This is a genomic window from Bradyrhizobium liaoningense, assembly GCF_018130785.1.
GTDB classification, from domain to species: Bacteria; Pseudomonadota; Alphaproteobacteria; order Rhizobiales; family Xanthobacteraceae; genus Bradyrhizobium; species Bradyrhizobium liaoningense_A.
In genome coordinates this window covers 57525-84444 of sequence record NZ_JAFCJT010000001.1, presented here as the reverse complement: position 1 = coordinate 84444, position 26920 = coordinate 57525, and the positions used below count along the sequence as shown (strand labels likewise).

Genomic DNA, 26920 nt, shown 5'->3' with positions numbered 1-26920 from the left:
GCATGTGCCGCGCGATGGATTCCGGGCTCGGCCCTTCGGGCCGCCCCGGAATGACGAGGAGGAGAGACGATGAGCTTCATCACCGGCGTCGGCCTTACACCTTTCGGCAGGCACGAAGGCTCGTCCTCGCTCGACCTGATGAGCAAGGCGGCGCAAGCCGCGCTCGACGACGCGGGCCTCAAGCGCGACGAGATCGACGGTATCCTCTGCGGCTACTCGACCGTCTCGCCACACATCATGCTGGCGACCGTCTTCGCCGAGCATTTCGGTATCCGTCCGTCCTACGCCCACGCCGTGCAGGTCGGTGGCGCCACGGGGCTGGCGATGACGATGCTCGCCCATCACCTCGTAGAGGCTGGCGTCTGCCGCAACGTCCTCGTCGTCGCTGGCGAGAACCGTCTCACCGGGCAGAGCCGCGATGCCTCGATCCAGGCGCTGGCGCAGGTCGGTCATCCCGACTACGAGGTGCCGCTCGGCCCGACCATTCCTGCCTATTACGGCCTCGTTGCTAACCGCTACATGCACGAATACGGCGTGACGGAAGAGGACCTCGCCGAGTTCGCGGTGCTGATGCGCGCGCACGCCTGCACCCATCCCGGCGCGCAATTCCACGATCCTATCACGGTCGCCAATGTCATGGCCTCGAAGCCGGTGGCAATGCCGCTCAAGCTGTTGGACTGCTGCCCGGTGTCCGACGGCGGCGCGGCCTTCGTGATCAGCCGCGAGCGGACCGGCGAGGCCGGCGTGCGCATCCGCGGCTGCGCCCAGGCGCATACCCATCAGCATGTCACCGCCGCGCCCGCGCTCAGCGAGCTCGGTGCTGAAATCTCCATCGCGCGCGCCAGGGAGGCCACCGGCCTTGCGCTCTCCGACGTGCGCTACGCCGCGATCTACGACAGTTTTACGATCACGCTCGCCATGTTGCTGGAAGACCTCGGCCTTGCGGGACGCGGCGAGGCCGCAGTCCGCGTGCGATCAGGTCATTTCAGCCGCGACGGCGCGATGCCGCTCAACACCCATGGCGGCCTGCTCAGCTACGGCCATTGCGGGGTCGGCGGCGCCATGGCGCATCTGGTCGAGGCGCATTTGCAGATGACGGGACGGGCGGCGAATCGCCAGGTGCTCGACGCCTCGATCGCGCTGCTGCACGGCGACGGCGGCGTGCTGTCGTCCCATGTCAGCATGTTTCTGGAGCGGGTGCGATGAGCGAGCGAATCGCGGACTGGACCAAAGGCGAGCAGGCCATCACCTACCAGACCTGTGATTCATGCGGCCACGTGCAGTATTTCTACCGCGCCTTCTGCGCAGCCTGCGGAGCATCCGACCCCCGCGAGCAGCGCGCCAGCGGCAAGGGCAGGGTTTACGCGACCTCGCTGGTCTGCCGCGCCGCCACACCAGAGACGCGCGCGCACGTGCCCTACAACATCCTGCTGGTCGATTGCGACGAAGGTTTTCGCATGATGGCGCACGGCGAGACGAATCTAGCTATCGGCGACGAGATTGATGCGAGCTTCAAACCATTTGCCGGCAAGCTCGTGCCGTTTTTCAGCAAGAGGAAATAGTAGGATTCGTCATTCGGGGGCGGTCCAAGGGACCGAGCCTGGAACGGGATTCTGGGCCTGGCTTGTGCGAGAGCCACCCCGGAATGACGAAAACACTCACTTACGCCCGTATACTAACGCCCGTAGAATAATATACTGGCGATGACGAGCATCGCCGTCACCGCCAGCATATGCGCGAGCGCTCCCGAGGCCGCCCCCTTGGTGGCTTCCTTCATGCCTATTCTCCCTAGACTTGGGCGTGACTCATCGTTGCGCGCGCTGCGCACCCGACGGTCAATTATTTTTACTCGGAACACCCCTTGCGAGTATTCACCGTGATTTGTCCCCACGCGGCGAACATCGACTGTGCCAAGGTCGATCAGCAATGCGGCGGCATTTTGACTCGATAATGTTGCTCCTAAGATGACGCGCGAATAGAGTTTAGGGGAATTTTCGCCGGCAACGACAATAAGCATCAAAAGCGCAAGGTAAAAACTCAAGGAAAATCATGGCCCGCATCAACTACAGCGACCCGTCCAGGGCATCCGACCGCACCCGCGAAATTCTCGACAAGAACCGCAATGCCAACATCTTCCGGATGATGTCGCACTCGCCGAGCTATTTTGAGCAATACTGCCGGCTCGGCGGCGCCATCCGCCACAAGGGCGAACTCGATCCCATCGTGCGCGAACTCGCGATCACCCGCACCGGCATTTTGTGCGAGGCGCCGTATGAGATCGTCGCGCACAAGCGCATCGGCAAGAATGTCGGCGTCACCGACGAGCAGAACGAAGCGCTGGAGAATTGGCAGGCTGCGACCTGTTTCAATGAAGTGCAGCGCGCCGCACTCGCCTTCACCGACGAGATCGTGAAACTGAAGAAGCCGACGGATGCGACGTTCAAGGCGATCGCATCGAAGCTGACACCGGCCGCGCTGGTCGAGCTCCAGCTTTCGGTCGGCTTCTACATCATGACCTCGAAATTTCTGGAGACCTTCGAGATCGATCTCCAGCCCGTGACCGAAGTGGTGGGCTGATCCAAAAACCGCGGCGAGGGATGTCCATGACGATCGATGAATATGCGGCCTGGGCTGCAACGATTGCGAAAGTCGATGAACATCCGTCCAACGAGAGGCTGTCCTACCTCGGGCTCGGCCTCGCCGGTGAATCCGGCGAGGTCGCCGACCACATCAAGAAGCTGTTGCGCGATGACTGGCTCGACAAGGCGGGCCTCGTCGATGAGCTTGGCGACGTCATCTACTACTGGGCTTGCCTGTGCGCCGCGACCGGCCAGCAGCCATCCGAATTGCTCAAGGCAAGCGCCGCCAAGATCAAGCGGCGGCTCGGCGAGGCCGCGAGCCGCTAGGCCATTTACGTCGACGTCAAGATATCGACCTTGGCGTTGGCGAGGATCAGGCGATCGGCCAGCAACTGGGCGAGGTTGCGCATCACGCGCTCGCTGGCGCGCGGGTGCTGCTTGCGGAAGCGCTCGAAATCCTTCAGCGGCACCTCGAAAGCGGTCGCGGCCATGTCCGCGAACACGTCGGCCGAGCGCGTCGGCTCCAGCAGCGCCATCTCGCCGAAGGCCATGCCGGCGGTCAGTGTGGCCAGCCGCACGCCGTCGGGCAGGGTGACATGCACCGCGCCGCTGCGCAGGAAGTACAGGGAATCGGCGGGCTCGCCGGTCGTGATGATCTTTGCCCCGGATTGAAAGGTCCGGATCGTGCAGATCGAGGCGAGGTCGGTCAGCTCTTCCTCGCTCATGCCTGACAGCAGCGGCTGTTCGGCAAGTTCGGTGGTCTCGTGGAAATCGATCGAGCCGCCATAGCGGTAGACGATCTGGTCTTCGGCCCATTCGATCGCGGTGTCGAGCAAATAGAAGTCGCGGACGTTCTTCAGCTCTGCGGTCCATTCCCGTAACGTATCCCACGCCTTCGAGGCGCGACGAACGCCTGAAATCACGACGGTCACGCCCAGCGCCGCCAGCTCGGCGAACGCTTCGGCCACGAGCCGTGCCCCGGCGCGCGTCGTCGAGGTGACGCGGTGCAGATCGAAAATGACGATTTGCGGCCGCGGCTGTCCGGCCAGCCGGCGCGAGACGTAGTCCACCGCCGACAGGGAGAGCGTGCCGACCAGCTCGATGATCCGCACCTCCTGCTCATGCGCGGCCAGGATCTCGCGCTCCTGCGGGCGGCGGACGCGGCGAGACGGGCTCTTGCCGATGTCGTAGTCCGCAATGACCGCGTTGCGCGCATCGTCGCTGCGGTTGAGCATGTGCAGGTCGTAATGCGAGGACAGCGCCTCGCAGACCTTGATGCCGCGCACGCTGTTGCCGTGCTTGTCGAGCTTCGGCGAATAGCTGCCGAGGCCGAGGCGGGCAGGGAGCGCGGCCAGAATGCCGCCGCCGACGCCGCTCTTGGCGGGGATGCCGATCCGGTAGATCCATTCGCCCGCATAGTCGTACATGCCCGACGACGTCATCACCGACAGCGTGCGCGAGATGGCGTAGGGCGTCAGCACCTGTTCGCGCGTCACGGGATTGACGCCGCGATTGGCGAGCGTTGCCGCCATCACCGCGATGTCGCGCGCCGTGACCAACACCGCGCATTGCCGGAAATAGACGTCGAGCACGCCGGCGACATTGTCCGAGATCACCGCATTGGTCTTGAGGAGATAGCCGATAGCGCGGTTGCGGTCGCCGGTCTGGCTCTCCGACGTATAGACGGCCTCATCCACTGCGAGATCGCGCCCCGCAAAGCGGCTGAGCGCAAGCCGGATCTGCTCGAAGGCCTCCGTGCCCTTGCTGTCGTAGATCAGCCCGGTGCAGGCGATCGCGCCGGCATTGACCATCGGATTGAACGGATGGTTCTCGGAATTGAGCCGGATCGAGTTGAAGGGATCGCCGGAGGGTTCGACGCCGATCGCGCTCTCGACCCTGCCTGCACCCAAAAGGTCGAGAGCCAGCGCGAATACGAACGGCTTGGACATCGACTGGATGGTGAAGGGTACCCTGGAGTCGCCGACCTCGTAGACATGGCCGTCCAGCGTGGCGAGGCTGATGCCAAAATAGGCAGGATCGGCCTTGCTCAGCTCGGGGATGTAGTCGGCGACGTGGCCTGCGGTCTCGGCCGAGAATTCGTTGAGGCAGGTGTCGAGAAACCGCAGCAAGGGCGGCTTCGAGCGGGTCCAGGCGGAGGCGAGAGGCGAAAGCGGTGTCATCGCCTCTCTTTGTGCATCGCAATCAGGGTGCGCGCAACCCGTCCGGCAGCAGGGCCTGCCGCCGGACCAGCAGCAGGGCGACCAGCACCGTCGGAACGAGGATGGCGAGGCCGAGCAGCGTCACCTGCATCTGCGACAGCGGCATGATCCCCCCGCCGGGGGTCGCCACCACGAAGCCGCCGATCACCAGCAGCACGCGGATCGGCCATTCCAGCATCCCGGCACCGCGCAAGTCACCGACGAAGGGCTGGTAGCCCTGGATGCCGCCGCAGATGAACAGCGTGCCGAAGGCTGCGAGCCCCATCAGGCCGAGGCCGGCGAGATAGGGGCTCGGCCCTTGCAGCACCAAGGCTGGATTGAGCACGAAGAAGAACGGGATGAAGTAGATGATGCTGCCGACCCACATCGATTCCCAGCCTGTCTTCATCGCCGGGGAGCCGGCGATGCCGGCCGCTGCGAAGGACGCGATCGCGACAGGCGGCGTGATCGACGACAGCATGCCCCAGTAGAAGATGAACATGTGCACTGCCATCTTGTTCAGCCCGAGCTTCTCCAGCGCGGGCGCGACCAGGATGGCGAGGAAGATGTAGCAGGCAGTGGTCGTCAGCCCGAGGCCGAGGATCAGGCTGGTGAGGGCGCACATGCCGAGCAGCAGGAAGGGATTGTCGCCGGCAATATGCAGCAAATCGTTGGCGAGGCTCGACACCACGCCTGTCATCGAGAACGCGCCGATCAGAAGGCCGCAGCCGGCCAGAATGCCGACCAGCTCGACGAAGGTGCGTCCGTTGACCTCCAGGAATTTGCCGATCGTTCCGAGCGTCCAGCGCGTGTCCTTGGAGAAGAGCTGGTTGAGAACCAGCAGCAACGCGGTCGCATAGAATGGGGCGTGGCTCTCGCGCTTGAAGTAGAGCAGCATCACGATCAGGAGCGCGATGACGAAGACGTAATACCACCCGTCCTTGATCGTATCCATGATCCGCGGCAGGTCGGCGCGCGGAATGCCCTTCAGCCCGTGGCGCGCGGCATAGGCATCGACCTGCATGAACAGGCCGATGTAATAGAGCGCGGCGGGAATGATCGCGGCGATCGCGACGTCGGCGTAGCTGACGTTGAGGAACTGCGCGATCACGAAGGCGGTTGCGCCCATCACCGGCGGCGCCAGCACCGCGCCGGTCGAGGCGCAGGCCTCGATCGCGCCGGCATAGGAGGCGCGAAAGCCGCTCTTCTTCATCACCGGAATGGTCATGGTGCCGGCGGTCAGCACGTTGGAGATGATCGAGCCCGACATCATGCCGAGCAGCCCGCTGGCGAAGATGCAGACCTTCGCCGCGCCCCCGCGGAACGTGCCGCACAGCGCGAAGGCGAGGTTGATGAAGAACTTTCCGGCGCCGGTCATCATCAGCGCTGTGCCAAACACGAGGAAGCCGATCACGGTGTCGGCGAAGGCCTGAATGGGAATGCCGAGAAGGCTCTCGCCCGACAGCACGTGATAGGCGGTGGCCTGCTCCAGCGTCGACTGCGTGCCGCGGAACGGCCCGAGCCAGCTGGATTCCGCAAACAGCGGATAGACGGTGAAGGGAAGCACGCTCAGCAGCAGGCTCCAGCCGCCGGTGCGGCGCAGCGCCTCCATCAGCATGACCCACATCACGAGGCCCGCGGCGATCACGGTGTTCGGCGCACCGCCGAATTCCCAGCCGGCCTCGGCCGCCTTGCGCACGTTCGACATCAACAGCAGCGCGGCGGCAAAGGTGACGACGAAGAAGACGACGTCGTACCACGGAATGCGGTCGAGCGGCGCGCGCTCGGTCCCCGGGAAGATCAGGAAGGTGAACGGCAGCATCAAGGCGATCAGGAGGTAGAAATACTCCGTGTTGAGCTGCGTATAGCCGATGAAGAAGCGCAGCGAGAATTGCTGGTTGATGCAGAGGAAGATCGTCGCCGCGGTCGCGACGACGAGCGTCCAGCGCCAGGCGCCGCGCAACGTGCGGACGCGCGTGACTTCCGCTTCCTGCATGTTGCCGGCGGCGCCGTGCGGGTCGTCGAACACGACCCGCTTGGCCTCGTCCTGCGAGGCGGTGGAGACTGGAGCAGACGACATGATCGACCCCGCGCGTGGGCTATGAACCGCTGTGGACTATTCCTCGAAGCCGTTCGGCATGTCGGCCTTCGCGAGCGCTGCTGCGCGGGCCTTCATCCAGCCGTCGAGGAACGCCTTGTCATCCGAGGGCGGATTGGACTTGCCGTAGTCCGCCCACGCGGCACCGAGCACTTCCTGGCGCTTGATCAGCTTGTTGTTGTGCGCGTCCTGCGCGTCGGACCATTGGCCGGCCTCTTTGAGGGCCTTCACCGCGCCGGGATGCACAGGGACGACCCAGTTCTTGGTCTGGCGGTCGGCACCCAACCCGCCGGCGCCGGGCGCGGAGTCCTTGTAGGCGTCGTAGTTCACGATCATCGCCTTGGTCATCGCGTAGACCTGATCGGCCGGCTGAGCCGCGTAGGCGACGAAGATCGGGTAGGGATAGTTGCCGAGCTCGATCGGCTTGTCCGGCGTGATGCCGGCGCCGCAGGTGGCAGTCTGCGGGAAGAAGAACGAGCCCACCTTCTGCATCCGCGCCCAGCCTTCCTTGTCCTTCGCCGGCAGTGGCGGCCAGACCAGGCCGCGCGGCGAAGTCTCGGCTTCCTTGGCGGGGCCGGTGATGGTGGTGCCGAAGGCGGCATCGACGTCGTTGTTGATGAGGCCTTTCCACATCGCGCCGTAGCTTGCGAACTCGACGGCCTTGACGTCCTTCTGCGTCAGGCCTGCGAAGGCGAGAACCGCGAGCGAGTTCTGGTTCAGCGCGGGCGAGCCCACGACGAATCCGACGCGCTTGCCTTTCAGGTCTTTCAGATCTTTCACGCCGCTGTCGGCTGCGACCCCAAGCGAACCGCAATTGCAATCGACGCTCGAGAGCATGATCTGGAGCGGCTGCGGGCCCCACTCCTTGCTGCCGAACTCGAACACGCCTTCCTGCGCGAAATAGGTACCCGATCCCATCGCAGCAGACGCCGCGCGCTTGGCGCGCAGTGGTGCAAGCCGCGCGACGTCGTTGCCTGCAGGCAGCACGCGCACGTCGGTGCCGTATTTGTCCTTCATCATCTTGCCGACGCCGACCGCAATGTTGAAGCCGGCGGTTCCGGTGTCGTAGGCGGTGAACGTCAATGTCGCCGGCAGCTTGATGTCTTCGGCGATTGCATAGCGTGTAGACGCAAAAGAAATGCCCGCAACCAAGGCAGGCGCGAGCACGATTAGCCCACGAAGCATGTTTCCCTCCGATGATCCTCGCTTTGCCGCGAAGACTTTCATTCTTTGTTTGAAACAGTTTTTTGTTTGAATCAGATCATGTCATCGCGATCAAGCCATGGCAACGCCGTACCGCGAACGCGGCGATGAGGCAGACAGATTGTCGCGGAAGTCACGGATAATGCAGTCAGTTCGCGATGATCGCGATCGCCTGTCCTTCGGCGACGACGTCATCGAGCTTGACGAGAAGCGATGTGATCGTCCCGCTCGCAGGCGAGGGCACGGGTATCTCCATCTTCATCGCTTCGACCACCACAACGTCATCGCCATCCGCAACGGTTCCTCCAACTTGCACGGGAGTTGAGCAGATGCGACCCGCGATCTCGGTGATGATCTTAATTTCTGGCATGCCATCGCCTTTTTGTTGTCGTCGCAAAATGCCTGAGGTAGCGTCGTCTGCAAGTGGAATTTAATTCCGCACAGCGGAACAACCGGTAGGGAACATGGGACGACGATCGGAGCGGTTAAGCAGGCAAGGCGCGCTCGCTGGCGATGCAGGCGAGGGTGACGTCATCCAGGTGGTTTCGCGCGCGTTCGACGTGTTGCGATGCTTCGAGGGCCACGATAGCAGGCTCGGCAATCTCGAGATTTCAAATCGCTGCGGCCTGCCGCGCTCGACCGTGTCGCGGCTCACGCACACGCTGACGCGCATGGGCCAGCTGGTCTATCTGCCGCGCGACCAGAAATATCGCATCGGCCCGAGCGCGGTGGCGATGAGCGCCTCGATGATGAAGGGCGCGCAGCTGCGCAGCATGATCCGGCAGCGGCTCCAGGAAGTCGCCGATCAATTGCCTGGTACCGTCGGCTTCGTCGTGCCCGATCGCTTCCATCTGGTCTATCTCCAGTTCGCGCGCTCGGCCTCGGCGCTCGGCCTGCACGAGGGCACCGGTAGCCGCATCTCGATGGCCTCGACGGCCGCAGGCGCGGCCTACACCGCGGCGCTTGCGCCTGAAGTCGGCGATGCCTTCATCGCGGACATGGAGCGCGAAGCGCCCGAGGCTGCAAAGATCCTGCGGCCGCGCATCGAGACCAACCGGCAGTCGTTGCGCGAGCGCGGTTATGTCACGGCCTGCGGCCTGTGGAGCCCGCACATCAACGGCCTCGCGGTGCCGATCTGGTCCCCGCAGTACCAGACCTTTGTTGTGATCACGATCGGTCTTCTCTCGGCGATGTATGACGAGCAGCGTCTGCATGCCGAAGTCGCGCCGCTGATGCTCACGCTCGGCCGCTCGCTCGACAGCCTGATGGCGGGCGCGGAAGGCGACGTCTTCAATAACCGCATCTCGCGCAAGCCGGTCGCAATGGCCGTACATAACAATAACAAGCCGATCAATTCGGAGGGAGTGAATGAACTGGAAGCCGGAACTCGACGAGCTCGCCCGGCGCGAAGCCTTCGCGCGGGAGATGGGCGGCGTTGACAAGGTCAAGCGTCAGCATGACCAGGGCCGACTGACTGTTCGGGAGCGTATCGACAAGCTGATCGACAAGGGCAGCTTTCACGAGATCGGTGCCGTCTCCGGCATCGGTGAGTACGATTCTAGCGGCGAGTTGCAGAAATTGACGCCGGCGAACTGTGTGTTCGGCCGCGCGCGCGCCGACGGCCGCACAATCGTTGTGGTCGGCGACGATTTCACCGTCCGCGGCGGCTCGGCGGACGCGTCGATCTCGGCAAAGCCGCTGATGGCGGAGGAGATGGCGCATGATTTCCGCCTGCCCATCGTCCGCATCATCGAGGGTTCCGGCGGCGGCGGCTCGGTCAAGACCATCGAGACCAAGGGTGCGGCTAACCTGCCGGGTGGCATCGGCGGCACGCGCTGGTATCGCTTCACGACCGAGAATCTGTCGCGGGTGCCGGTCGTCGCGCTTGGTCTCGGCTCGGTCGCAGGCTTAGGTGCGGCGCGCCTTGCCGCCAGCCACTATTCCATCATGACCCGGAAGTCCGCGATGTTCGTCGCGGGCCCGCCGGTGGTGAAGGCGCTGGGGCAGGACCTCTCGAAGGAGGAGCTCGGCGGCGCCGATATCCAGACCCGCGCCGGCGCGGTCGATCATGCCGTCGACACGGAAGAAGAGGCCTTTGCCTGCGCGCGGCGCTTCCTCTCCTATCTGCCGTCATCGGTCTACGAGCTGCCGCCGACCTTGCCGTGCACCGACAATCCGGAGCGCACCGAGGAAGCGCTGATGAATGCGGTGCCGCGCAACCGCAAGCAGGTCTACAAGATGCGGCCGATCATCGAATCGGTCGTCGACAAGGGCTCGTTCTTCGAAGTCGCAAAGAACTTTGGCAAGCCGATCATTGTGGGCTTGGCGCGACTAGAGGGCAGGGCGGTGATGCTGCTCGCCAGCGACAGTTTCCACTACGGCGGCTCCTGGACGGCTGATGCGTGCCAGAAGGTGGTGCGCTGGGTCGACTTCGCCGAAACCTTCCATCTGCCGATCGTCTATCTCATGGACTGCCCGGGCTTCATGATCGGCCTCGACGCCGAGAAGGCGGCCACAATCCGCCATGGCGTCCGTGCCATGGCCGCGGTCAACCAGACCACCGTGCCCTGGTGCACCGTGATCCTGCGCAATGCCTTCGGCGTCGCCGGCGTGGTGCACCAGCCTGCGGACCGCTTCTCGATCCGCTACGCCTGGCCGTCGGCTTATTGGGGCTCGCTCCCGCTCGAAGGCGGCATCGAAGCTGCCTACCGCGCCGACATCGATGCGGCCGAGGACAGGGCGGGCAAGCTGAGGGAGATCGAGGAGCGTCTCAACAAGCTGCGCTCGCCGTTCCGTTCAGCCGAAAAATTCTGGGTCGAGGAGATCGTCGATCCCAGGAAGACGCGGTCGCTGCTGTGCGAGTTCGCGCGCCTCGCCGAGCCGCTGCGAAAGGCCGGACCGCCGGAGAACATGACGATCAGACCTTAGGTTGCGGTCATGGCGAGCAACCGGGTGCGCGCGAAGCGAGGCCCCGATGACAGGCTCCGTGAAACAATCCCGACTTCACCCGCGGAGGCCGTCTGGATTGCTTCGTCGCTGCGCTCCTCGTGGAGCGGCGCGGTGAAAGTCGTGATGGATGGAACCATTCGCGGCGATGCGCATTCAAACGCGCATGAGGAACCTGTATTTCGGCATCGGGGCCCTCGCCGCCGCGCTGGTTCTCTTTACGATTTGGTTGGGCCAGCATGAACGGGAGGCATCAATCGATCGCCTCGAGCAATGGGTGATCCCGCGCCCGCCACCTGAGCGCTAAAGGAATCGCGGCCGTCAGTGACGATCCTATCGAAGTACCCGCAAAAGCATTAACCGTAAGCCGCCAGACGCGAGCGGCCATGCCTTCCGCCGGACAGATCGACATTTTAAACCTGCCGGGCATGCCACTGCCGCCGGTCTTCGGCGGCAGTGGCATGAGGGTTGACGATTAGCGCTTCGGTAGCGAGGCCATCACTTCTCCGGCGTCGCCGTCCTCCAGACAGGGAGTGACGGTCAATGGGAGCAGGTCAGCCCACTGTGCGTGCCAGCGATACATCGCCTTTGGATCGCTCGATTCAGAGATCGCAAATCCCTGTCCGTTCATGCCATGCCACCGGCCCAGCATCTTGACGCCTTCGGGGGGCGCTCCGCCGGTTTCCAGAAAGCGGCTGACGGCCGCATTGAAGGTGCCTTGAGGTACGCTTCAGGTTGTAATGAATTTCATGCGATTCTCCCATAACCTGAATTATTGGATGAATGCTGCGGCTGCGCCGCCCGCGCACAATAGCGCTGGCGTGTCGGATAACAACGGCGAATGAAACGGTGCGTTAGTGCGATGCGGAACCCGAAGCGGACTTGGTCGTGTGTCCAAGGCGATTATTCGTGTTCCGCTACCGCTCTGACATCGACGCAGCCGAAGACAAGGCGGCGAAGCGTCACCTCATCAGAGCCGCAGCACCTTGCCCGGATTCATGATGTTCTGCGGATCGAGCGCGCGTTTGATGGTGCGCATGATGTCGAGCTCGGTCTTCGATCGGTAGTGACTGAGCTCGTCGAGCTTGTCGAGGCCGATGCCGTGTTCCGCCGAGATCGAGCCGCCCATCGAGGTGATGAGATCGTTCACGGCCCGCGTGATGGCGGACGAATATTGGGTCAGCGTCCGCTGATCCATGCCTTTGGGGCCCATGAACGAGAAATGCAGATTGCCATCGCCAATATGTCCGAGCGGATAGGGGCGAATGGTCGGGAGAATGTCGAGCACGGCCTTGAGCCCCTTGTCGATGAACTCGGGAATCCTGGAGATGGCCACCGACACGTCGTAGCTCAGTCCCGGCCCCTCGGCACGGGAGGCCTCGGCGACGCTTTCCCGGATGCGCCACATGTTGCGCGATTGATTTCCGGTGTGCGCGATCGCCGCGTCAATCACGCGACCGGCCTCGAGTTGATCGGCGAGAAACTGCTCCATCTTCTCGGACATGCCCTCGGTCCCGTCCTGTCGTGCCCGCGAGGACGACCATTCAAGCAGGAGGTACCATGGCGTATCCGCCCTGAGAGGGTCCTGGGTGCCGGGGACGTGACGCAACACCATGTCGATGGCGCTGCGGCTCATCAGCTCGCAAGAGCCGACATTGTCCCCTGATGCAGCATGCGCTTCGGACAGGATCTCCAGGGCCGCCCGTGGATCCCGGACAGCCAGCCACGCCGTGCACACATCCTTGGGCGCCGGCCACAGCTTGAGGACAGCCTTGGTGATGATGCCGAGCGTACCTTCGGCGCCCATGAAAAGGTGCTTGAGGTCGTAGCCCGTGTTGTCCTTCTTGAGCGCACGCAGTCCGTCCCAGACGTCCCCGTTGGCCAGGACGACTTCGAGCCCCAATACGAGATTGCGGGCATTGCCATAGCGCAGCACCTGCACGCCGCCGGCGTTCGTCGACAGATTGCCGCCGATCATGCATGAGCCCTGCGCGCCAAGGCTGAGCGGCAGGAACCTGTCGTGATTGCTTGCGGTCTCCTGAAGCGTCTGAAGAACGCAGCCGGCCTCGACCGTCATCGCGTAACCAACGGCATCGATGTCCAGGACCCGGTTCATACGGCCGAGCGACAACACGATTCCGGTGTGCGCCGGCCAGGGCGTGGCCCCACCCATCAGGCCGGTGTTGCCGCCCTGCGGCACGATCGCGACGCCGTGCTCATGGCAAAGCCGGACCACTTTCGAGACTTCCTCGGTGCTGCCAGGACGAACGACGGCACCTGCGCCGCCAACCAGCAATCCCCGCCAGTCCGTCACGAACGGCTGCTTGCCGTGTTCGTCCTCGATAAAACCCTTCTCGCCCACGATTGCGCGCAAGGCGTCGCGCATCCGGGCGGTCAAAGGAGCGGTCGGGATGGTGGGTATGGACGACGGGAAGGCAGCCGGCATTGTGTTTCCCCTGGCGCATCTTGGTGTGCACTGCGCACGTGACGTGCTCGAGGGGCATTGTCCACGTTTGGAGCGGGGAGTCTAACGGCAATATCTCTGGCATGCGGATGCGGACCGCATCATCTCGGCCGGGCAGGCGCCGCAGGCGAGCTTTCAGCCACGTTTTTCTTCATATGTGATAGCCCGGCCCGTCGAAGGACGATGTCGTCCGGGCGCAACGATCGGCAACATCGATCGCATTTACGGCCGAACCGGACCAACGGGAGCTCGCCGCGGCGATATCGGCTTCATCACCGATTGATGCGCCGACCCCGGCAACGTTCAGGCAATCTCTGCAACATTTCTAAACATCTTCGTCAACATCCCGCGGTTGTTTGACGATAGGACGCGCTCGGATTTTACGGATCAGGATTGGCATAATGCTTTTGAAGATTTCGGTGCTGCGCATGGGCGTTGGCGCCGCTTGCCTTGCGCTTGTCGGCTTCAGCCCGTTGCGCGCAGAACCGGTGTTCGACACTCTGGCCGGCGCATGGTCGGGCATCGGCACGATGAAGCCGTCCGATGGTCCGCGTGAGAAGGTGCGCTGCAAAGTGGCGTACAACGTCACCAGGCCCGGACGGTCGTTGACGCTGGAGCTGCGCTGCGCGAGCGATGCGTACAAGATGGTCCTGTCCGCGAACATCGAGCAGAGCGGGACGGAGCTTTCCGGCAACTGGTTCGAGAGCGAATACCGGCAGGGCGGCAAGGTCTACGGCACGAACAAGGACGGCCTGATCGAGGCCCGAATTGAGGGAAACACCGTCGCCGCGCTGGTGACGATCCAGACCAGGAGCAATCATCAATCCTTTCTGATGGAGGCGCCGGGCTCCTGGATGTCGGAGGTCGCGATCGAATTGAACAAGGAAACCAAGTGATTTCGATCGCTTGACCTCGGTCTTTGCTCACGCGCAACAATTCTGTTTGAGCGCCCCACGCAAAGCGCCCCTTACGCGCTCTCCGTCTCCCGGTGCACGTCGTGCACCACCAGCCCCATGCCTTCCTCCGGCATCTTGATCCAGTCGCGTCGCTTCAGGGTGCGCTTGGTGTCCTCGTAGCCGCTCGTCCAGTGCTCGCGCATCGAGGTGCCCGAGAACTCGTGGTCCTTGGCGTCGCCCTCATAGGCCTTCTGCTGGTAGATCAGGTGCAAGATCGCGATCTCCGGCATTCGGCGCAGGCTCGCCTTGAGGCTACGATCCTCGTCGGAGAGTTGCTCGTCCGGGATTTTCGCCAGCGCCTTGTAGAGCAGGACCTTGAGATTGTGCGTGCGGCGGTAGACGTCGGTGTTGTGGCGCGTGCGCGAGGAGTACATGATGTCCTTGTGGCGGGCCATCACGTCCTGGATCGAGCGCGGCAGCACGCCCCGCGCGCTGAACAGGTCGACCTGGAACACCAGCGAATTGAGCGCGTCCTCCTGGTCGAGCAGATGCTGCAGGGGCGTGTTGGAGACGATGCCGCCGTCCCAGAAATGATCGGTGCCGATCCGTACCATCGGCAGCGCCGGGGGCAGGGCGCCGGAAGCCATGATGTGCTCCGGCTCGATCTCGTCATGGGAATTGTCGAAATAGATGAAATTGCCCGAGAGCACGTTGACCGCGCCGACCGCGAAGCGGACCTTCTTCTCGTTGATGAGATCGAAGTCGACGAGCTCCAGCAGGCTCTCCTTCAGCGGCATCGTGTCATAATAGCTGGTGGCCGTGCGCGCGCCGACCGGGCTGAACCAGGGATTGACTTGGTGCGGCGTGAAAAAGCCCGGCTGGCCCATCGCCGACGTCATCCACGCGCTGGTGAGGTTGCGCCACTGGCGGAAGATGTCGCCGTCGGGCGTGTAGTGCCAGATCTTGCGGTTGGTGATGCGCTCCCAGAAGATGCGCAGCGCTTCCAGCCGCTTCTCCGGCTTGTTGCCGGCGATGATGGCGGAGTTAATGGCGCCGATCGAGACGCCGCAGACCCAGTCGGGCTCGATGCCGGCCTCGTGCAGCGCCTGATAGACGCCGGCCTGGTAGGCGCCGAGCGCACCGCCGCCTTGCAGCACCAGCGCGACGCGATCGCAGCGTTCGGGGCGCCAGCCCCGTGACGGAGGCTGATGTGTCTGATGAGCCGGTTGTGACGTGCGGGCGTCCATGGCCGATATCTCCTGCCTGTCCCAAACGATTGCGTCCGGCGGTGACGGCGTGATGACAAGTTCGGCGCCGATGCATCGTCTGCATGCAGGCCAACCCCAGCGGGAATGGCAGGAGGTCGTGCACCTGACGGAAATCCTTCACATCGTAGTCAATGACGGCGGCTAGCAATTTGGCTTGAGCTTGCGAGCTGCCGGGCCGACATCACAGACATCACAGGAGAGGCGCGATGCGCAGGGAAGACGTGCTGAGACTTCCGTCCATGCCGGCGGCCGGGCCGAGCTATCCGGCCGGACCGTACCGCTTCGTCAACCGCGAATTCCTCGTCATCACCTACGAGACCGATCCCGACCTGATCCGCGCCGGTCTGCCTGAGCCGCTGGAGCCAATCGACCAGCCGATCGTGCATTACGAATGGATCAAGATGCCGGACTCTTCCGGCTTCGGCAGCTACACCGAATCCGGTCTCGTCATCCCCGCGCGCCTCAACGGCGAGGAGGTCAATTTCGTCTCCCAGATGTATCTGGATGATGATCCGCCGATCGCGGCGGGCCGCGAGATCTGGGGCTTTCCCAAGAAATACGCCCATCCCAAGCTCGAGATCGTCAAGGACACGCTGACGGGCACGCTGGAATATGCCGGCCAGCTCGTCGCCATGGGCACGATGGGCTACAAGCACGAGAGCATGGCCGGCAACGGCGATCGCACCCGGGCGACGCTGTCGAAGACGCAAGTGAATCTGAAGATGATCCCGGGCGTCGACGGCCGTCTCGAAGTCTGTCAGCTCGTCGCGATCAACCTCATCGACATCGTGCCGAAGGGCTCCTGGATGGGGCCCGGCCGGCTGCATCTGGTGCCGCATGTCAACGCGCCGGTCGCGGATTTCCCGGTTCGCCGCTGCCTGGGCGCGCACCATTACATCGCCGACCTCACGCTGCCGTTCGGCCGCGTCGTGCACGACTACGTCAAAGAGGCCGAGGCGGTGGCCGCGACAGGGCTGGCCGCGGAGTAGGGCTGCACCATCATTAAACTGTAACAAAGCCGTAATTGAGTACCCTTGAGAGGTCCGGAAGATGCTGTCAGCCATCTTCTGGAAACGGGGCATTTGTTGACGGTTGGGGTTGGCCATGGCTGAGCCGGCGAAGCTTGTCAGCGCGATATCGGATTCCCAGCCCGCCATTCCTGGCCTCGTCTGGGCGTTCCGGCTGCACGGCGACGGCAGTGCCGAGGCGCTGCCGATCGACCAGCCGATCGAGTTCAGCCATGACGGCCGGCTCTGGCTGCATTTCAACCTGACCGATGCGCGCGCACGGCCCTGGATCGCGTCGTCGCATTTGCCGCCGCTCGCGCGTGACCTCTTGCTGTCCAACGACACGTTCCAGCAGCTTCACGTCATCGACCATTGCGTCTACGGCGTGTTCTCCGATCTCGTGCGCGATATCGACAGCGCGACGGAAGAGACCGCATTCCTGCGCTTTGCCATGACCGAGCATCTTCTCGTCAGCGGCCGGCATCAGGCGCTGTGCTCGGCGGATGCGACGCGCCGCGTGCTCGAAGGCGGCTACCGCGTCGACAACGTCGCCCATCTCCTGGAAAAGATCGTCGACGAGGTCGCTGACACGCTGGACCGGATGGCGGACAAGCTCGGCCAGGAGATCGACGACATCGAGGAACGGATTTTGGCCGACGACGCCAAGCCGGAGATGCGCCGCAATCTCGGCCGGCTGCGCCGGACCTGCGTCAGGCTGCATCGCCAGCTCACCGGCCTGCGCGTGCTGTTCCACCGCCTCGATCAGAAGAACACCGATCATCTCTCGCCTGCCTTGCGCATCCACGCCGGCAAGCTGGCGCAGCGGCTGGACGGGCTCGATCACGACATCGTCGAGCTCCGCGAACGCAGCCGCCTGCTCGAGGAGGAGCTGCGCTTCAAGAACGAGGAGGAGAGCAACCGCCACCTCCACACGCTCTCCATCGTGACCTCGCTGTTGTTGCCGCCGACCCTGATCACCGGCATCTTCGGCATGAACACCAAGGGCCTGCCGCTGACCGATGTCGAGAGCGGATTTCTCTGGGCGGCTCTCCTGATGGCCTCTTCGGTCGGCGCGGCCTATCTCTTCATGCGGCGCACGGGTATCTTCAGGTAGCGTACGCCAGCCGGTATCAGCCGTGATCGGGACTGCCCACAGATATCCGCTGCGAATTGCGGTCGCGATTGTGCTGGCCTCAACGGTGGCGAGCACCGGCGCGCTCGCCGGCGCCAAGGACGAAAGCGCGGCCGAATGGCTGGCGCCAAAATGGTTCAACGAATGGCATGACGGGCTCGCCAACAAGGGCCTGAATTTCGGCGCCACCTATATCGCCGACAACATCGCCAACGTCTCCGGCGGCGTTAAGCGTGGCGCCATCCATTTCGGCCGCCTCGATCTGTCGGTCGATGCCGATCTCGACAAGCTGGTCGGCTGGACCGGCGGCCGCTTCTACGCCAATGCGTTCGTGATCTACGGCCAGGGGCTCTCCCGCAACTACGTGATAAACCTCGCTACCATCAGCGAGATCGAGGCACTGCCGGACCAACGGCTCTACAATGCCTATTTCGAGCAGAGCTTCTTTGGCGACCGCCTGAACATCAGGGCCGGCCAGCAGGCCGCCGACGTCGAGTTCTTCGACAGCCAGACCGACGACCTCTTCATCAACGGCACCTTCGGCTGGCCCGCGATCAAGGCGAGCAATCTTCCCGCCGGCGGTCCAGCACCGCCGATCGCGGTGTCCGGCATCCGCATCAAGGCGGCACTGACCGACAACATCACCGCGTTTGGCGCGGTGTTTAACGGCGATCCGTCAGGCCCTGGCGAGGCGGATCCGCAGCTGCGCGACCATCATGGCCTGGCGTTCCGCGTCAACGATGCGCCGTGGGTGATCGGGCAGGTCCGCTTCAACTACGACCTCGATATCGGCGGCCGTCCGCTCGCCGGCAATTTCACGCCGGGCGCCTGGAAGCACTATGGCTCGTTCGACAGCCAGCGGTTCACGGCGGAAGGGCAGTCGATCGCCGATCCCGGCGGCACCGGCATCCCGGCAAAACTTCGTGGCAACTACGGAATATTTGCGGTCATCGAGCAGGTGCTCTATCGCCCGCCGGAGGTGAAGGACAACACCACGTCAGCCTCGCTTCCCGGCATCACCGCGTTCGGCCGCATCGCCTACAGCCCGCCGGACCGCAATCTGATCGACCTTTACGTGGACGGCGGCATCGGCTTCGTCGGCTTCACGCCAGGCCGTCCGCTCGATCGCTTCGGCGTGGCGATGGCCTATATGCGGATCTCGAACACCGCGCGCAATCTCGACATCGACACGCAGGCGTTCACCGGCGTCGAGAGCCCGGTGCGCAGCAACGAGACGCTGATCGAGATGATCTACGAGGCGCACATCAAGCCGGGCTGGTTGATCGCGCCTTACTTTCAATACGTGTTCCGCCCCTCAGGCGGCATCCCGAACCCGAACGATCCCACGGGCGTGTCGCGGATCGGTGACGCCGCGGTGTTCGGCGTCACCTCCACGCTCAGGTACTAGGCCATCGCTCGCTTCGGCTCGGCCTTCGGCTGCCGCGATAGCGCCAGCACGATCAGCGAGGCGAACACGCAGAGCGCGCCGGCGATGAAGAAGGCGGGCAGATAGCTCTCATAGACCGTCCGCGAGAACCCGGCGCCGAACGCCGCGGTGCCTGCGCCGAGCTGATGGCCGGCAAAGATCCAGCCGAACACCAGATTGGCGCGCTCGGGTCCGAACTTCTGCGCGGTGAGGCGCACCGTCGGCGGCACCGTGGCGATCCAGTCGAGCCCGTAGAACATCGCGAAGATCGACAGGCCGTAGAATGAGAAATCGCTGAAGGGCAGGAAGATCAGCGAGAGCCCGCGCAGGCCGTAGTACCAGAATAGGAGGTAGCGGTTGTCGTAGCGGTCCGACAGCCAGCCCGACATGATGGTGCCGAAGAAGTCGAAGATGCCCATCGCGGCGAGCAGGCTTGCCGCCTGTACCTGCGGGATGCCGAAATCGAGGCACATCGGGATCAGGTGCACCTGCACGAGACCGTTGGTCGACGCGCCGCAGACGAAGAAGGTCGCAAACAGGATCCAGAACGCGCGCGACTTCGAGGCGTCGCGCAGCGTGCCGAGCGCCACGCCCGTGATCGAGCCATGGCTGACCGGCGGAGCCGGCAGGGGTTCGGTGCCTTCGTCGCCGAACGGGCGCAGGCCGACGTCGCTCGGCCGGTCGCGCATCGCGAGGAGAACCGCCACGGCGGAGACGCCAAGCGCGATGCAGACGAAGCCGAGCGCGAGCCGCCAGCCGTAACGTTCGGTCAGGCTTGCAAGCAGCGGCAGGAATACGAGCTGGCCGGTGGCGACGCTCGCAGTCATGATGCCGACGACGAGGCCGCGCCGCGCGGCGAACCAGCGCGTCGCGATGGTGGCGCCGAGCACCAGCGCGGTCATGCCGGTGCCGATGCCGATCACGACGCCCCACAGCAACACGAGCTGCCAGACCTGCGTCATGCCGAGCGAAAGGACCAGCGCCGAGACGACGATGAGCTGTGCAGTCAGCGTGACGTTACGCAGGCCGTAGCGGTTGAGCAGGGCGGCCGCGAACGGCGCCATCAGCCCGAACAGGATGAAGCGGATCGACAGCGCGGAGGAGATCTGCGCCGTGCTCCAGCCGAACTCCTGCTGAAGCGGGACGATGAACACGCCGGGCGCGCCGACCGTGCCGGCGCTGATCAGCGCGGTGAGGAAGGTCACGCCGACCATCACCCAGCCGTAGTGGATATTGCGGCGGGAAAGCGCTGCCGCGAGCCAGTTCGAAATCATTGGGCCTCAATCTTGGTAGTCAGGTCGCAAGAGACTTGCGCGAGTTTGCAGAATGGCACGGGATCTGTCTGTCGGAAATGACAGAGTTCCCTCATTTTCGGACGTGACTCTTGGTCAGTGCGTCAGACGCTCCACGGCGATCGCAGTGGCTTCACCGCCGCCGATGCAGAGTGCCGCGACGCCGCGTTTGAGGTTCTGCGCCTCGAGCGCGTGCAGCAGCGTCACGATCAGCCGCGCGCCGGTGGCGCCGATGGGATGGCCGAGCGCGCAGGCGCCGCCGTTGACGTTCAACTTCTCGCGGGGAATGCCGAGATCCCGCTGCGCCGCCATCGCCACCACGGCGAAGGCTTCGTTGATCTCGAACAGGTCGACGTCGCCGGCGCTCCAGCCGACCTTGTCGAGCAGCTTGCGGATCGCCGGGATCGGCGCCGTCGTGAACCATTGCGGCTCCTGGCTGTGGGTGGCGTGGCCCTTGATCTCGGCGATGAGAGGCAGGCCGTTGCGATCCGCGAGCGAGCGCTTCGTCAGCACCAGCGCGGCGGCGCCGTCGGCATTGGCGGAGGAGGCGGCCGGCGTGATGGTGCCGTTGGCGCGGAACGCCGGCTTCAATCCGGGGATTTTCGCAGGATCGACCTTCAGCGGATGCTCGTCATTGGCGACGATGCGCGGGCCTGCTTTCTCGGTGAGCGTGATCGGTGCGATCTCGGCCTTGAACGCGCCGCTCTCGACCGCCTTGCGCGCGCGGCTCAGCGTTTCCATCGCGTAGGCATCCTGGTCCTTGCGGGTGAACTGATAGGCTTCCGCGGTAGCTTCGCCGAAATCGCCCATGGAGCGGCCGGTCTCGTAAGCGTCCTCCAGCCCGTCCATCATCATGTGATCGATGATGCGGTCATGACCGGCGCGATAGCCGCCGCGCGCCTTGGCGAGGAGATAGGGCGCATTGCTCATGCTCTCCATGCCGCCGGAGACGACGATCTCGGCCGAGCCTGCGCGGATGATGTCGTGCGCCAGCATGGTCGCCTTCATGCCGGAGCCGCAGACCTTGTTGACGGTGGTTGCGCCCGTGGCGTCGGGCAGGCCGGCGCTACGTGCCGCCTGGCGAGCCGGCGCCTGGCCTTGTCCGGCCGGCAGCACGCAGCCCATGAAGACCTCGTCGATCTTCTCGGGCGCGAGTTTTGCGCGGTCCAGTGCTGCGCCGATGACGTGGGATCCGAGCTTGTGCGCCGCCAGTGGCGACAATTCGCCCATGAAGCGGCCGAGCGGAGTGCGGGCGGCGGAGACGATGACGACGGGATCGGCGGCTTCGGCCATGAGAAAACTCCCTGCGATGACGTGAAAGATTATGATCATCATATGATGCGGCGCAAAAAATGCAACCGCGGCCGGCATGAGAAAATCTTGCGGTTCGCATGAGATTTGCTCGTGCGATCGGAGGAGGCCTGCCCACGGCACACTGTCATCACCCGCGAAGGCGGGTGATCCAGTACTGCTAGACGGCTGTGATGAATCGAGAAGCTGCAGCGTACTGGATGCCCCGCCTTCGCGGGGCATGACACCTTTGGTGTAGTGACGGCGTGCTAACGCGGCGGCAACCCTACCGCTTCCTGTTCACAAACGCCTGCATCAGCCGCGTCGGCTCGTCCGTCAGGAAGGACTCGCCGAACACCTTGACGCTGAGGTTGACCGACTCCGTCAGCGGCAGTTCCTCCCATTGCCGCAGCAGCGCCTTTTGCGAGCGCAGCGCCTCGGGGCCGCATTCGAGCAGCGCCGTCACAACGTGTTCGACCTCTGCATCCAATCCGCCCGCCGGCGCGACCTTGTCGACCAGGCCCCAGGCCAGCGCCGTCGGCGCGTCGATGTTCTCCGCCGTCATCACCAGCCAGCGGGCGCGCGCCCAGCCGATGAGGCGTGGCAGCAGGGCTGCGTGAATCACCGAGGGGATGCCGACGCGGACCTCCGGCATGCCGAAATGCGCATCATACGCCGCGATCCTGAAATCGCAGGCGGCGGCGACTTCGAGCCCACCGCCGAGGCACCAGCCCGGCATCCGCGCGATCACGGGGGCAGGGAATTGGCGTACGGCCTCGCAGAGATCGCGCAGGCGGCTGATGAAGGCTTCGGCTGACTTCTGGTCGAGCTTGGCCATCTCCTTGATGTCGGCGCCGCCGATCATGCTCTTCTCGCTCTGGCCGCGCAGCACCACGACGCGGATGCTGCGGTCGGTCGCGAGGGTCTGCAGGCCTTCGCGCACGGCATCGGTGACGGGCGAGCCCAGAATGTTGAGCGGGCCGGCGTTGCAGATCGCGACATGAACGACGCCGCGCGCATCGCGCGTCACGCCGCAGTGATTGTTGAGCATTTCCATCGGGACGTCTCGGAGTTTCGTGGACATGCGCGAGGCGCGCGGGTCGGGATCACTTCGGTGCCGAAACGCCCTGCTTGTCAAGCGGGTGGGGAACGGAGTTGCCATTGTGAAGTTCGTGACATAGTATGACAGTCATCATACAAAGAGGCCGCCATGACCAGTAACGATCAACTCGATCTGTTTTCGCCCGCGCAGCGGCGTGAGCGCGTGGTGGATTGGCAGGTGCCTGCGCCGGTTGCAAAAGTGGCGATGGGGCTTTCAGGCATGGACGCGATGCTGGGAATCCGCGACGGCCGGTTGCCGCCGCCGCCCTTCGCAAAATTGATCGGTTTCACCATGGCGGTGGTCGAGCCGGGCCGGATCGTGATGGAACTGGAGCCACGCGAGGATCTCGAAAATACCATCGGCCTCCTGCACGGCGCGACCGCCGCGGCGCTGATCGATACCGCCATGGGCTGCGCCATCTCGACGCGGCTGGAGGCCGGGCAATCGTCCGTGACCCTCGACCTGAAAATGACCTTCCTGCGCCCGCTGTCGGTCCGTTCCGGGCTGATCTCGGCCGAAGGCAAGATCATCAAGCTGGGACGCCAGACCAGCTACACCGAGGGCTTTGTCCGCGACGGCAAGGGTGCGCTCGCAGTCCATGCAACTGCAACCTTTTCCATGATCGGCGTGACAACTTAACATGAATTAATGCACCGCCTGGTCCGTTTCTGTGTTATGAGATGATCTCCGACATTCAATGAGACCCGCATGCGCTATTCCCGGGAACACAAGCAGGAAACCCACGACCGAATCGTGAAGAAGGCCTCTGTGCGGCTGCGGGAAAAAGGCGCCCACGGCATCGGCGTCGCCGACCTCATGAAGGAGGCCGGCCTGACCCATGGCGGGTTCTATGCGCATTTCGACTCGCGCGAGGCGCTGGTGATCGAGGCCTTTGCCTACGCCATGGACCGCTCGATGGAGCACTGGCGCAAGCAGTCCGATCAGGTCGCGCCCGAAAAGCAACTGACCCAGATCGTCGAGACCTATCTCTCGGCGTTGCATCGGGACAATCCGGGCCACGGCTGCTCGATTCCGGCGCTCGGCGCCGAGATCGCCCGTGAGAGCCCCAAGACGCGAAAAGCCTTTGCCGGAAAGCTCGACGAGATGGTCGAGATGATGACCGATTTCATCCCGAACCTGCCGCGCAAGGCCGCGCGCAAGCAGGCCATCGCGACGCTTGCCACGATGGCCGGCACCATGCTGCTGGCGCGCATCGCCGGCTCCAGCGAACTGTCGGACGAGGTGCTGAAGGCCGGCAAGGACAGCGCGCTCGATGGTGCGAAGCGCGAGCCGAAGGTGACGGCGACGAAGAAGGCGAAGCAGAACTGAGATGCGGTAGGGTGGGCAAAGGCGCTCTTGCGCCGTGCCCACCATCTGTTCACGCCTGCAACGAATATGGTGGGCACGCTTTCGCTTTGCTCACCCTACGGGACCGTCCTTACCCGCCCCGCAAACAACGCCCGCTCGCGCTCCACGATCTCGCCGATGTAATCGGCCACCGCCCTGATCCGCGCGAGGTCCTTGCTGTCCGCGTGCATCAGCATCCAGAACGACCGCGTGATCGAAACCTCTTCCGGCAGCACCGCGACAAGCTGCGGATAATCGCTCGTCATGAAATGCGGCAGCACGGCGATGCCGAAGCCCGCGAGCGTGGCGTTGAGCTGCGCGATCAGATTGGCGCTACGCAGGCGCGCTGAGATCCGCGGCGACACCTGCGGCAGATAGTCGAGCTCGGGCGTGAACAGCAGTTCCTCGATATAGCCGACGAAGCGATGCTGCGGCAGCACCTCGCGCGAGGTGATGGCCGGAAAGCGGTCGAGATAGGCAGGCGCCGCATAGAGCCCGAGCCGATAATCGAGCAGCTTGCGGCCGACGATGCGGCCTTCCTTCGGCATGGTCAGGCTGATCGCGATATCGGCCTCGCGCTTGGAGAGGCTGAACAGCCGCGCGGTGGCCACAAGTTGCAGATCGAGATCGGGATAGCGATCCGCGAACGGCGCGAGCCGCGGCGCCAGGAAGGCGGTGCCGAACCCGTCGGGCGCGCCGATCCGTACCGTACCGGTGAGCCGCGCGACCGAGCCGCCGACCTGCTCCTGGTTGGCGACGATGGTCGATTCCATCGCTTCCGCACTGTCGGCGACGCGCTGGCCGGCCTCGGTGAGGAGATAGCCGGTCTTGCGCCGGTCAAACAGCTTTGCCGAGAGGTGCTTTTCCAGCCGGTCGACGCGGCGGATCACGGTCGCGTGGTCGACTCCGAGCTGTTTTGCCGCAGCCGACACCGAGCCGCCCCGCACGATGGCCAGCACGAAGCGAAAGTCGTCCCAATCGATAGCGCCTTGATCCAGCATTTTCGCACATCTATGGTGCAATATCTCAGACTTGAATCCTATAAAATGCAGGTCGATAGGATTTGTCAAAGCGTTCAAGCTCGGCCTCAAGGAGATCATTCCATGCGTTCAGTCGGACATTTCATCGGTGGCAAGGAAGTGAAGGGCACGTCGGGCCGGACTGCAGACGTCTTCGAGCCGATGACCGGTGACGTCCAGGCCAAGGTGGCACTGGCGTCCAAGGCCGAGGTTCGCGCCGCCGTCGAGAACGCCCGCGCCGCGCAGCCGGAATGGGCCGCGACCAACCCGCAGCGCCGCGCCCGCGTGATGATGAGGTTCGTCGAGCTGGTGCAGCGCGACTACGACAAGCTCGCCGAGCTGCTCGCCCGCGAGCACGGCAAGACCGTGCCGGACGCCAAGGGCGACATCCAGCGCGGCCTCGAAGTCGCGGAGTTCGCCTGCGGCATCCCGCATTTGATGAAGGGTGAGTACACCGAAGGCGCCGGCCCCGGCATCGACATCTACTCGATGCGCCAGGCGCTCGGCGTCGTTGCCGGCATCACGCCGTTCAATTTCCCGGCGATGATCCCGATGTGGAAGTTCGCCCCTGCCATCGCCTGCGGCAATGCCTTCATCCTGAAGCCGTCCGAGCGCGATCCCGGCGTGCCGATGCTGCTCGCCGAGCTGATGATCGAGGCGGGCCTGCCGGCAGGCATCCTCAACGTCGTCAACGGCGACAAGGAGGCGGTCGACGCCATCCTGGATGATCCCGATATCAAGGCCGTCGGTTTCGTCGGCTCCACGCCGATCGCGCAGTACATCTATGAGCGCGCCGCCCAGACCGGCAAGCGCTGCCAGTGTTTCGGTGGCGCCAAGAACCACGCCATTATCATGCCGGACGCCGACATGGACCAGGCGGTCGACGCACTGATCGGCGCGGGCTACGGCTCGGCCGGCGAGCGCTGCATGGCCGTCTCCGTTGCGGTGCCCGTCGGCAAGGCCACCGCCGACCGGTTGATGGAAAAGCTGATCCCGCGCGTCGAGTCGCTCAAGATCGGCACCTCGATCGATCCGTCCGCGGACTACGGTCCGCTGGTCACGCGCGAGGCGGTCGAGAAGGTCAAGAGCTACATCGATATCGGCATCAAGGAAGGCGCGACGCTCGCCGTCGACGGCCGTGGCTTCAAGATGCAGGGCTACGAGAAGGGCTTCTATCTCGGCGGTTCGCTGTTCGACAACGTCACCAAGGACATGCGGATCTACAAGGAAGAGATCTTTGGCCCGGTGCTCTCGGTCGTGCGCGCGCACGACTACAAGGAAGCGCTGGCGCTGCCGTCCGAGCATGATTACGGCAACGGCGTCGCCATCTTCACCCGCGACGGCGACGCCGCGCGCGACTTCGCGGCAAAGGTCAATGTCGGCATGGTCGGCGTCAACGTGCCGATCCCGGTGCCGATCGCCTATTACACCTTCGGCGGCTGGAAGAAGTCGGGCTTCGGCGATCTCAATCAGCACGGCCCGGACTCGGTCCGCTTCTACACCAAGACCAAGACGGTGACCTCGCGCTGGCCGTCCGGCGTCAAGGAAGGTGCGGAGTTCTCGATCCCGCTGATGAAGTAATCTCCTCGGCCGTCATTGCGAGGAGCGTAGCGACGAAGCAATCCAGCATCTTTCCGCGGAGACAGTCTGGAT

25 protein-coding genes and 1 pseudogene are annotated in these 26920 nt (G+C 64.1%); 14 read left to right on the top strand and 12 right to left on the bottom strand.

Features of this window, described 5'->3' with window-relative positions; genetic code table 11:
• The first annotated feature begins 69 nt into the window (after window positions 1–69).
• The gene (locus tag JQ627_RS00360) at window positions 70–1206 is read left to right on the top strand and encodes a thiolase family protein (protein WP_212482191.1); all 1137 of its coding nucleotides are present in this window, start codon (window positions 70–72) and stop codon (window positions 1204–1206) included.
• Complete coding sequence (locus tag JQ627_RS00355) at window positions 1203–1562, top strand: Zn-ribbon domain-containing OB-fold protein (RefSeq protein ID WP_212482190.1); 360 nt, start codon at window positions 1203–1205, stop codon at window positions 1560–1562. Before JQ627_RS00360 ends, JQ627_RS00355 begins: the two co-directional genes overlap by 4 nt.
• 113 nt (window positions 1563–1675) lie before the next feature.
• On the opposite strand, the gene JQ627_RS00350 is transcribed toward JQ627_RS00355, so the two are convergent.
• Window positions 1676–2041 (bottom strand): hypothetical protein, encoded by a 366-nt coding sequence (locus tag JQ627_RS00350; RefSeq protein ID WP_212483178.1) that lies wholly within the window; start codon window positions 2039–2041, stop codon window positions 1676–1678.
• Between the two features lie 8 nt (window positions 2042–2049).
• Between JQ627_RS00350 and JQ627_RS00345 the strand changes: the two genes are divergently transcribed.
• Together JQ627_RS00345 and JQ627_RS00340 are read left to right on the top strand one after the other, a co-directional pair.
• Window positions 2050–2577 carry a carboxymuconolactone decarboxylase family protein gene (locus JQ627_RS00345; protein ID WP_212482189.1) on the top strand — a complete coding sequence of 176 codons (528 nt, stop codon included), beginning with the start codon at window positions 2050–2052 and terminating at the stop codon, window positions 2575–2577.
• A gap of 26 nt (window positions 2578–2603) precedes the next feature.
• The gene (locus tag JQ627_RS00340) at window positions 2604–2906 is read left to right on the top strand and encodes a nucleoside triphosphate pyrophosphohydrolase family protein (RefSeq protein WP_212482188.1); all 303 of its coding nucleotides are present in this window, start codon (window positions 2604–2606) and stop codon (window positions 2904–2906) included.
• A 5-nt stretch (window positions 2907–2911) separates the two neighbouring features.
• Here the strand turns inward: JQ627_RS00340 and glsA are convergent, their stop codons facing one another.
• The 4 genes from glsA to JQ627_RS00320 all read right to left on the bottom strand — a co-directional run bounded on the left by glsA (window position 2912) and on the right by JQ627_RS00320 (window position 8448).
• Window positions 2912–4759, bottom strand: coding sequence for a glutaminase A (glsA, locus tag JQ627_RS00335; protein ID WP_212482187.1), 1848 nt, complete (start codon window positions 4757–4759; stop codon window positions 2912–2914).
• Window positions 4760–4781: 22 nt separating this feature from the next.
• On the bottom strand, window positions 4782–6857 hold the full coding sequence (locus JQ627_RS00330; protein WP_212482186.1) for a TRAP transporter permease: 2076 nt from the start codon (window positions 6855–6857) through the stop codon (window positions 4782–4784).
• Window positions 6858–6893: 36 nt separating this feature from the next.
• On the bottom strand, window positions 6894–8060 hold the full coding sequence (locus tag JQ627_RS00325) for a TAXI family TRAP transporter solute-binding subunit (protein WP_212482185.1): 1167 nt from the start codon (window positions 8058–8060) through the stop codon (window positions 6894–6896).
• 166 nt (window positions 8061–8226) lie between these two features.
• A complete protein-coding gene (locus JQ627_RS00320; RefSeq protein WP_212482184.1) occupies window positions 8227–8448 on the bottom strand; it encodes an acetyl-CoA carboxylase biotin carboxyl carrier protein subunit in 222 nt (73 codons plus the stop codon).
• A gap of 94 nt (window positions 8449–8542) precedes the next feature.
• On the opposite strand from JQ627_RS00320, the gene JQ627_RS00315 reads away from it, so the two are divergent.
• Both JQ627_RS00315 and JQ627_RS00310 read left to right on the top strand, forming a co-directional pair.
• The gene (locus JQ627_RS00315; RefSeq protein WP_212482183.1) at window positions 8543–9517 is read left to right on the top strand and encodes an IclR family transcriptional regulator; all 975 of its coding nucleotides are present in this window, start codon (window positions 8543–8545) and stop codon (window positions 9515–9517) included.
• Window positions 9447–11006 (top strand): acyl-CoA carboxylase subunit beta, encoded by a 1560-nt coding sequence (locus tag JQ627_RS00310; RefSeq protein WP_212482182.1) that lies wholly within the window; start codon window positions 9447–9449, stop codon window positions 11004–11006. The genes JQ627_RS00315 and JQ627_RS00310 overlap by 71 nt, the downstream gene beginning before the upstream one ends.
• 493 nt (window positions 11007–11499) lie before the next feature.
• Here JQ627_RS00310 and JQ627_RS38915 read toward each other — a convergent pair.
• Both JQ627_RS38915 and JQ627_RS00300 read right to left on the bottom strand, forming a co-directional pair.
• Window positions 11500–11730, bottom strand: a pseudogene (locus tag JQ627_RS38915) (DUF3303 domain-containing protein); the annotation flags it as partial.
• A gap of 264 nt (window positions 11731–11994) precedes the next feature.
• Window positions 11995–13470 carry an FAD-binding oxidoreductase gene (locus JQ627_RS00300; RefSeq protein ID WP_212482181.1) on the bottom strand — a complete coding sequence of 492 codons (1476 nt, stop codon included), beginning with the start codon at window positions 13468–13470 and terminating at the stop codon, window positions 11995–11997.
• Between the two features lie 419 nt (window positions 13471–13889).
• Between JQ627_RS00300 and JQ627_RS00295 the strand changes: the two genes are divergently transcribed.
• On the top strand, window positions 13890–14384 hold the full coding sequence (locus JQ627_RS00295) for a hypothetical protein (protein ID WP_212482180.1): 495 nt from the start codon (window positions 13890–13892) through the stop codon (window positions 14382–14384).
• Between the two features lie 71 nt (window positions 14385–14455).
• Here the strand turns inward: JQ627_RS00295 and JQ627_RS00290 are convergent, their stop codons facing one another.
• The gene (locus JQ627_RS00290; RefSeq protein WP_212482179.1) at window positions 14456–15631 is read right to left on the bottom strand and encodes a patatin-like phospholipase family protein; all 1176 of its coding nucleotides are present in this window, start codon (window positions 15629–15631) and stop codon (window positions 14456–14458) included.
• Here JQ627_RS00290 and JQ627_RS00285 point away from each other — a divergent pair.
• From JQ627_RS00285 to JQ627_RS00270, 4 genes are all read left to right on the top strand, one after another.
• Complete coding sequence (locus JQ627_RS00285) at window positions 15630–15797, top strand: hypothetical protein (RefSeq protein ID WP_212482178.1); 168 nt, start codon at window positions 15630–15632, stop codon at window positions 15795–15797. The genes JQ627_RS00290 and JQ627_RS00285 overlap by 2 nt on opposite strands.
• Before the next feature lie 61 nt (window positions 15798–15858).
• Window positions 15859–16641: an acetoacetate decarboxylase gene (locus tag JQ627_RS00280; RefSeq protein ID WP_212482177.1), complete on the top strand. Its 783-nt coding sequence runs from the start codon at window positions 15859–15861 to the stop codon at window positions 16639–16641.
• A gap of 115 nt (window positions 16642–16756) precedes the next feature.
• Window positions 16757–17773 (top strand): transporter, encoded by a 1017-nt coding sequence (locus JQ627_RS00275; protein WP_212482176.1) that lies wholly within the window; start codon window positions 16757–16759, stop codon window positions 17771–17773.
• Between the two features lie 22 nt (window positions 17774–17795).
• Window positions 17796–19199, top strand: a complete 1404-nt coding sequence (locus JQ627_RS00270) for a carbohydrate porin (protein WP_212482175.1) — start codon at window positions 17796–17798, stop codon at window positions 19197–19199.
• Here the strand turns inward: JQ627_RS00270 and JQ627_RS00265 are convergent.
• The 3 genes from JQ627_RS00265 to JQ627_RS00255 all read right to left on the bottom strand — a co-directional run bounded on the left by JQ627_RS00265 (window position 19196) and on the right by JQ627_RS00255 (window position 22856).
• Window positions 19196–20491: an MFS transporter gene (locus tag JQ627_RS00265; protein ID WP_212482174.1), complete on the bottom strand. Its 1296-nt coding sequence runs from the start codon at window positions 20489–20491 to the stop codon at window positions 19196–19198. The two genes, JQ627_RS00270 and JQ627_RS00265, sit on opposite strands and share 4 nt — an antisense overlap.
• A gap of 114 nt (window positions 20492–20605) precedes the next feature.
• Window positions 20606–21802, bottom strand: coding sequence for an acetyl-CoA C-acyltransferase (locus JQ627_RS00260; protein ID WP_212482173.1), 1197 nt, complete (start codon window positions 21800–21802; stop codon window positions 20606–20608).
• A gap of 283 nt (window positions 21803–22085) precedes the next feature.
• Window positions 22086–22856, bottom strand: coding sequence for an enoyl-CoA hydratase (locus tag JQ627_RS00255; protein ID WP_212483120.1), 771 nt, complete (start codon window positions 22854–22856; stop codon window positions 22086–22088).
• A gap of 153 nt (window positions 22857–23009) precedes the next feature.
• Between JQ627_RS00255 and JQ627_RS00250 the strand changes: the two genes are divergently transcribed.
• Together JQ627_RS00250 and JQ627_RS00245 are read left to right on the top strand one after the other, a co-directional pair.
• Window positions 23010–23540: a PaaI family thioesterase gene (locus JQ627_RS00250; RefSeq protein ID WP_212482172.1), complete on the top strand. Its 531-nt coding sequence runs from the start codon at window positions 23010–23012 to the stop codon at window positions 23538–23540.
• A 69-nt stretch (window positions 23541–23609) separates the two neighbouring features.
• Entirely contained in the window at window positions 23610–24230 is a 621-nt protein-coding gene (locus JQ627_RS00245; protein ID WP_212482171.1) for a TetR/AcrR family transcriptional regulator, read from the top strand.
• A gap of 95 nt (window positions 24231–24325) precedes the next feature.
• Here JQ627_RS00245 and JQ627_RS00240 read toward each other — a convergent pair whose 3' ends face one another.
• On the bottom strand, window positions 24326–25249 hold the full coding sequence (locus JQ627_RS00240; RefSeq protein ID WP_212482170.1) for a LysR family transcriptional regulator: 924 nt from the start codon (window positions 25247–25249) through the stop codon (window positions 24326–24328).
• A gap of 102 nt (window positions 25250–25351) precedes the next feature.
• Here JQ627_RS00240 and JQ627_RS00235 point away from each other — a divergent pair, with 102 nt between their 5' ends.
• Window positions 25352–26848 (top strand): CoA-acylating methylmalonate-semialdehyde dehydrogenase, encoded by a 1497-nt coding sequence (locus JQ627_RS00235; protein WP_212482169.1) that lies wholly within the window; start codon window positions 25352–25354, stop codon window positions 26846–26848.
• Window positions 26849–26920: the final 72 nt, after the last annotated feature.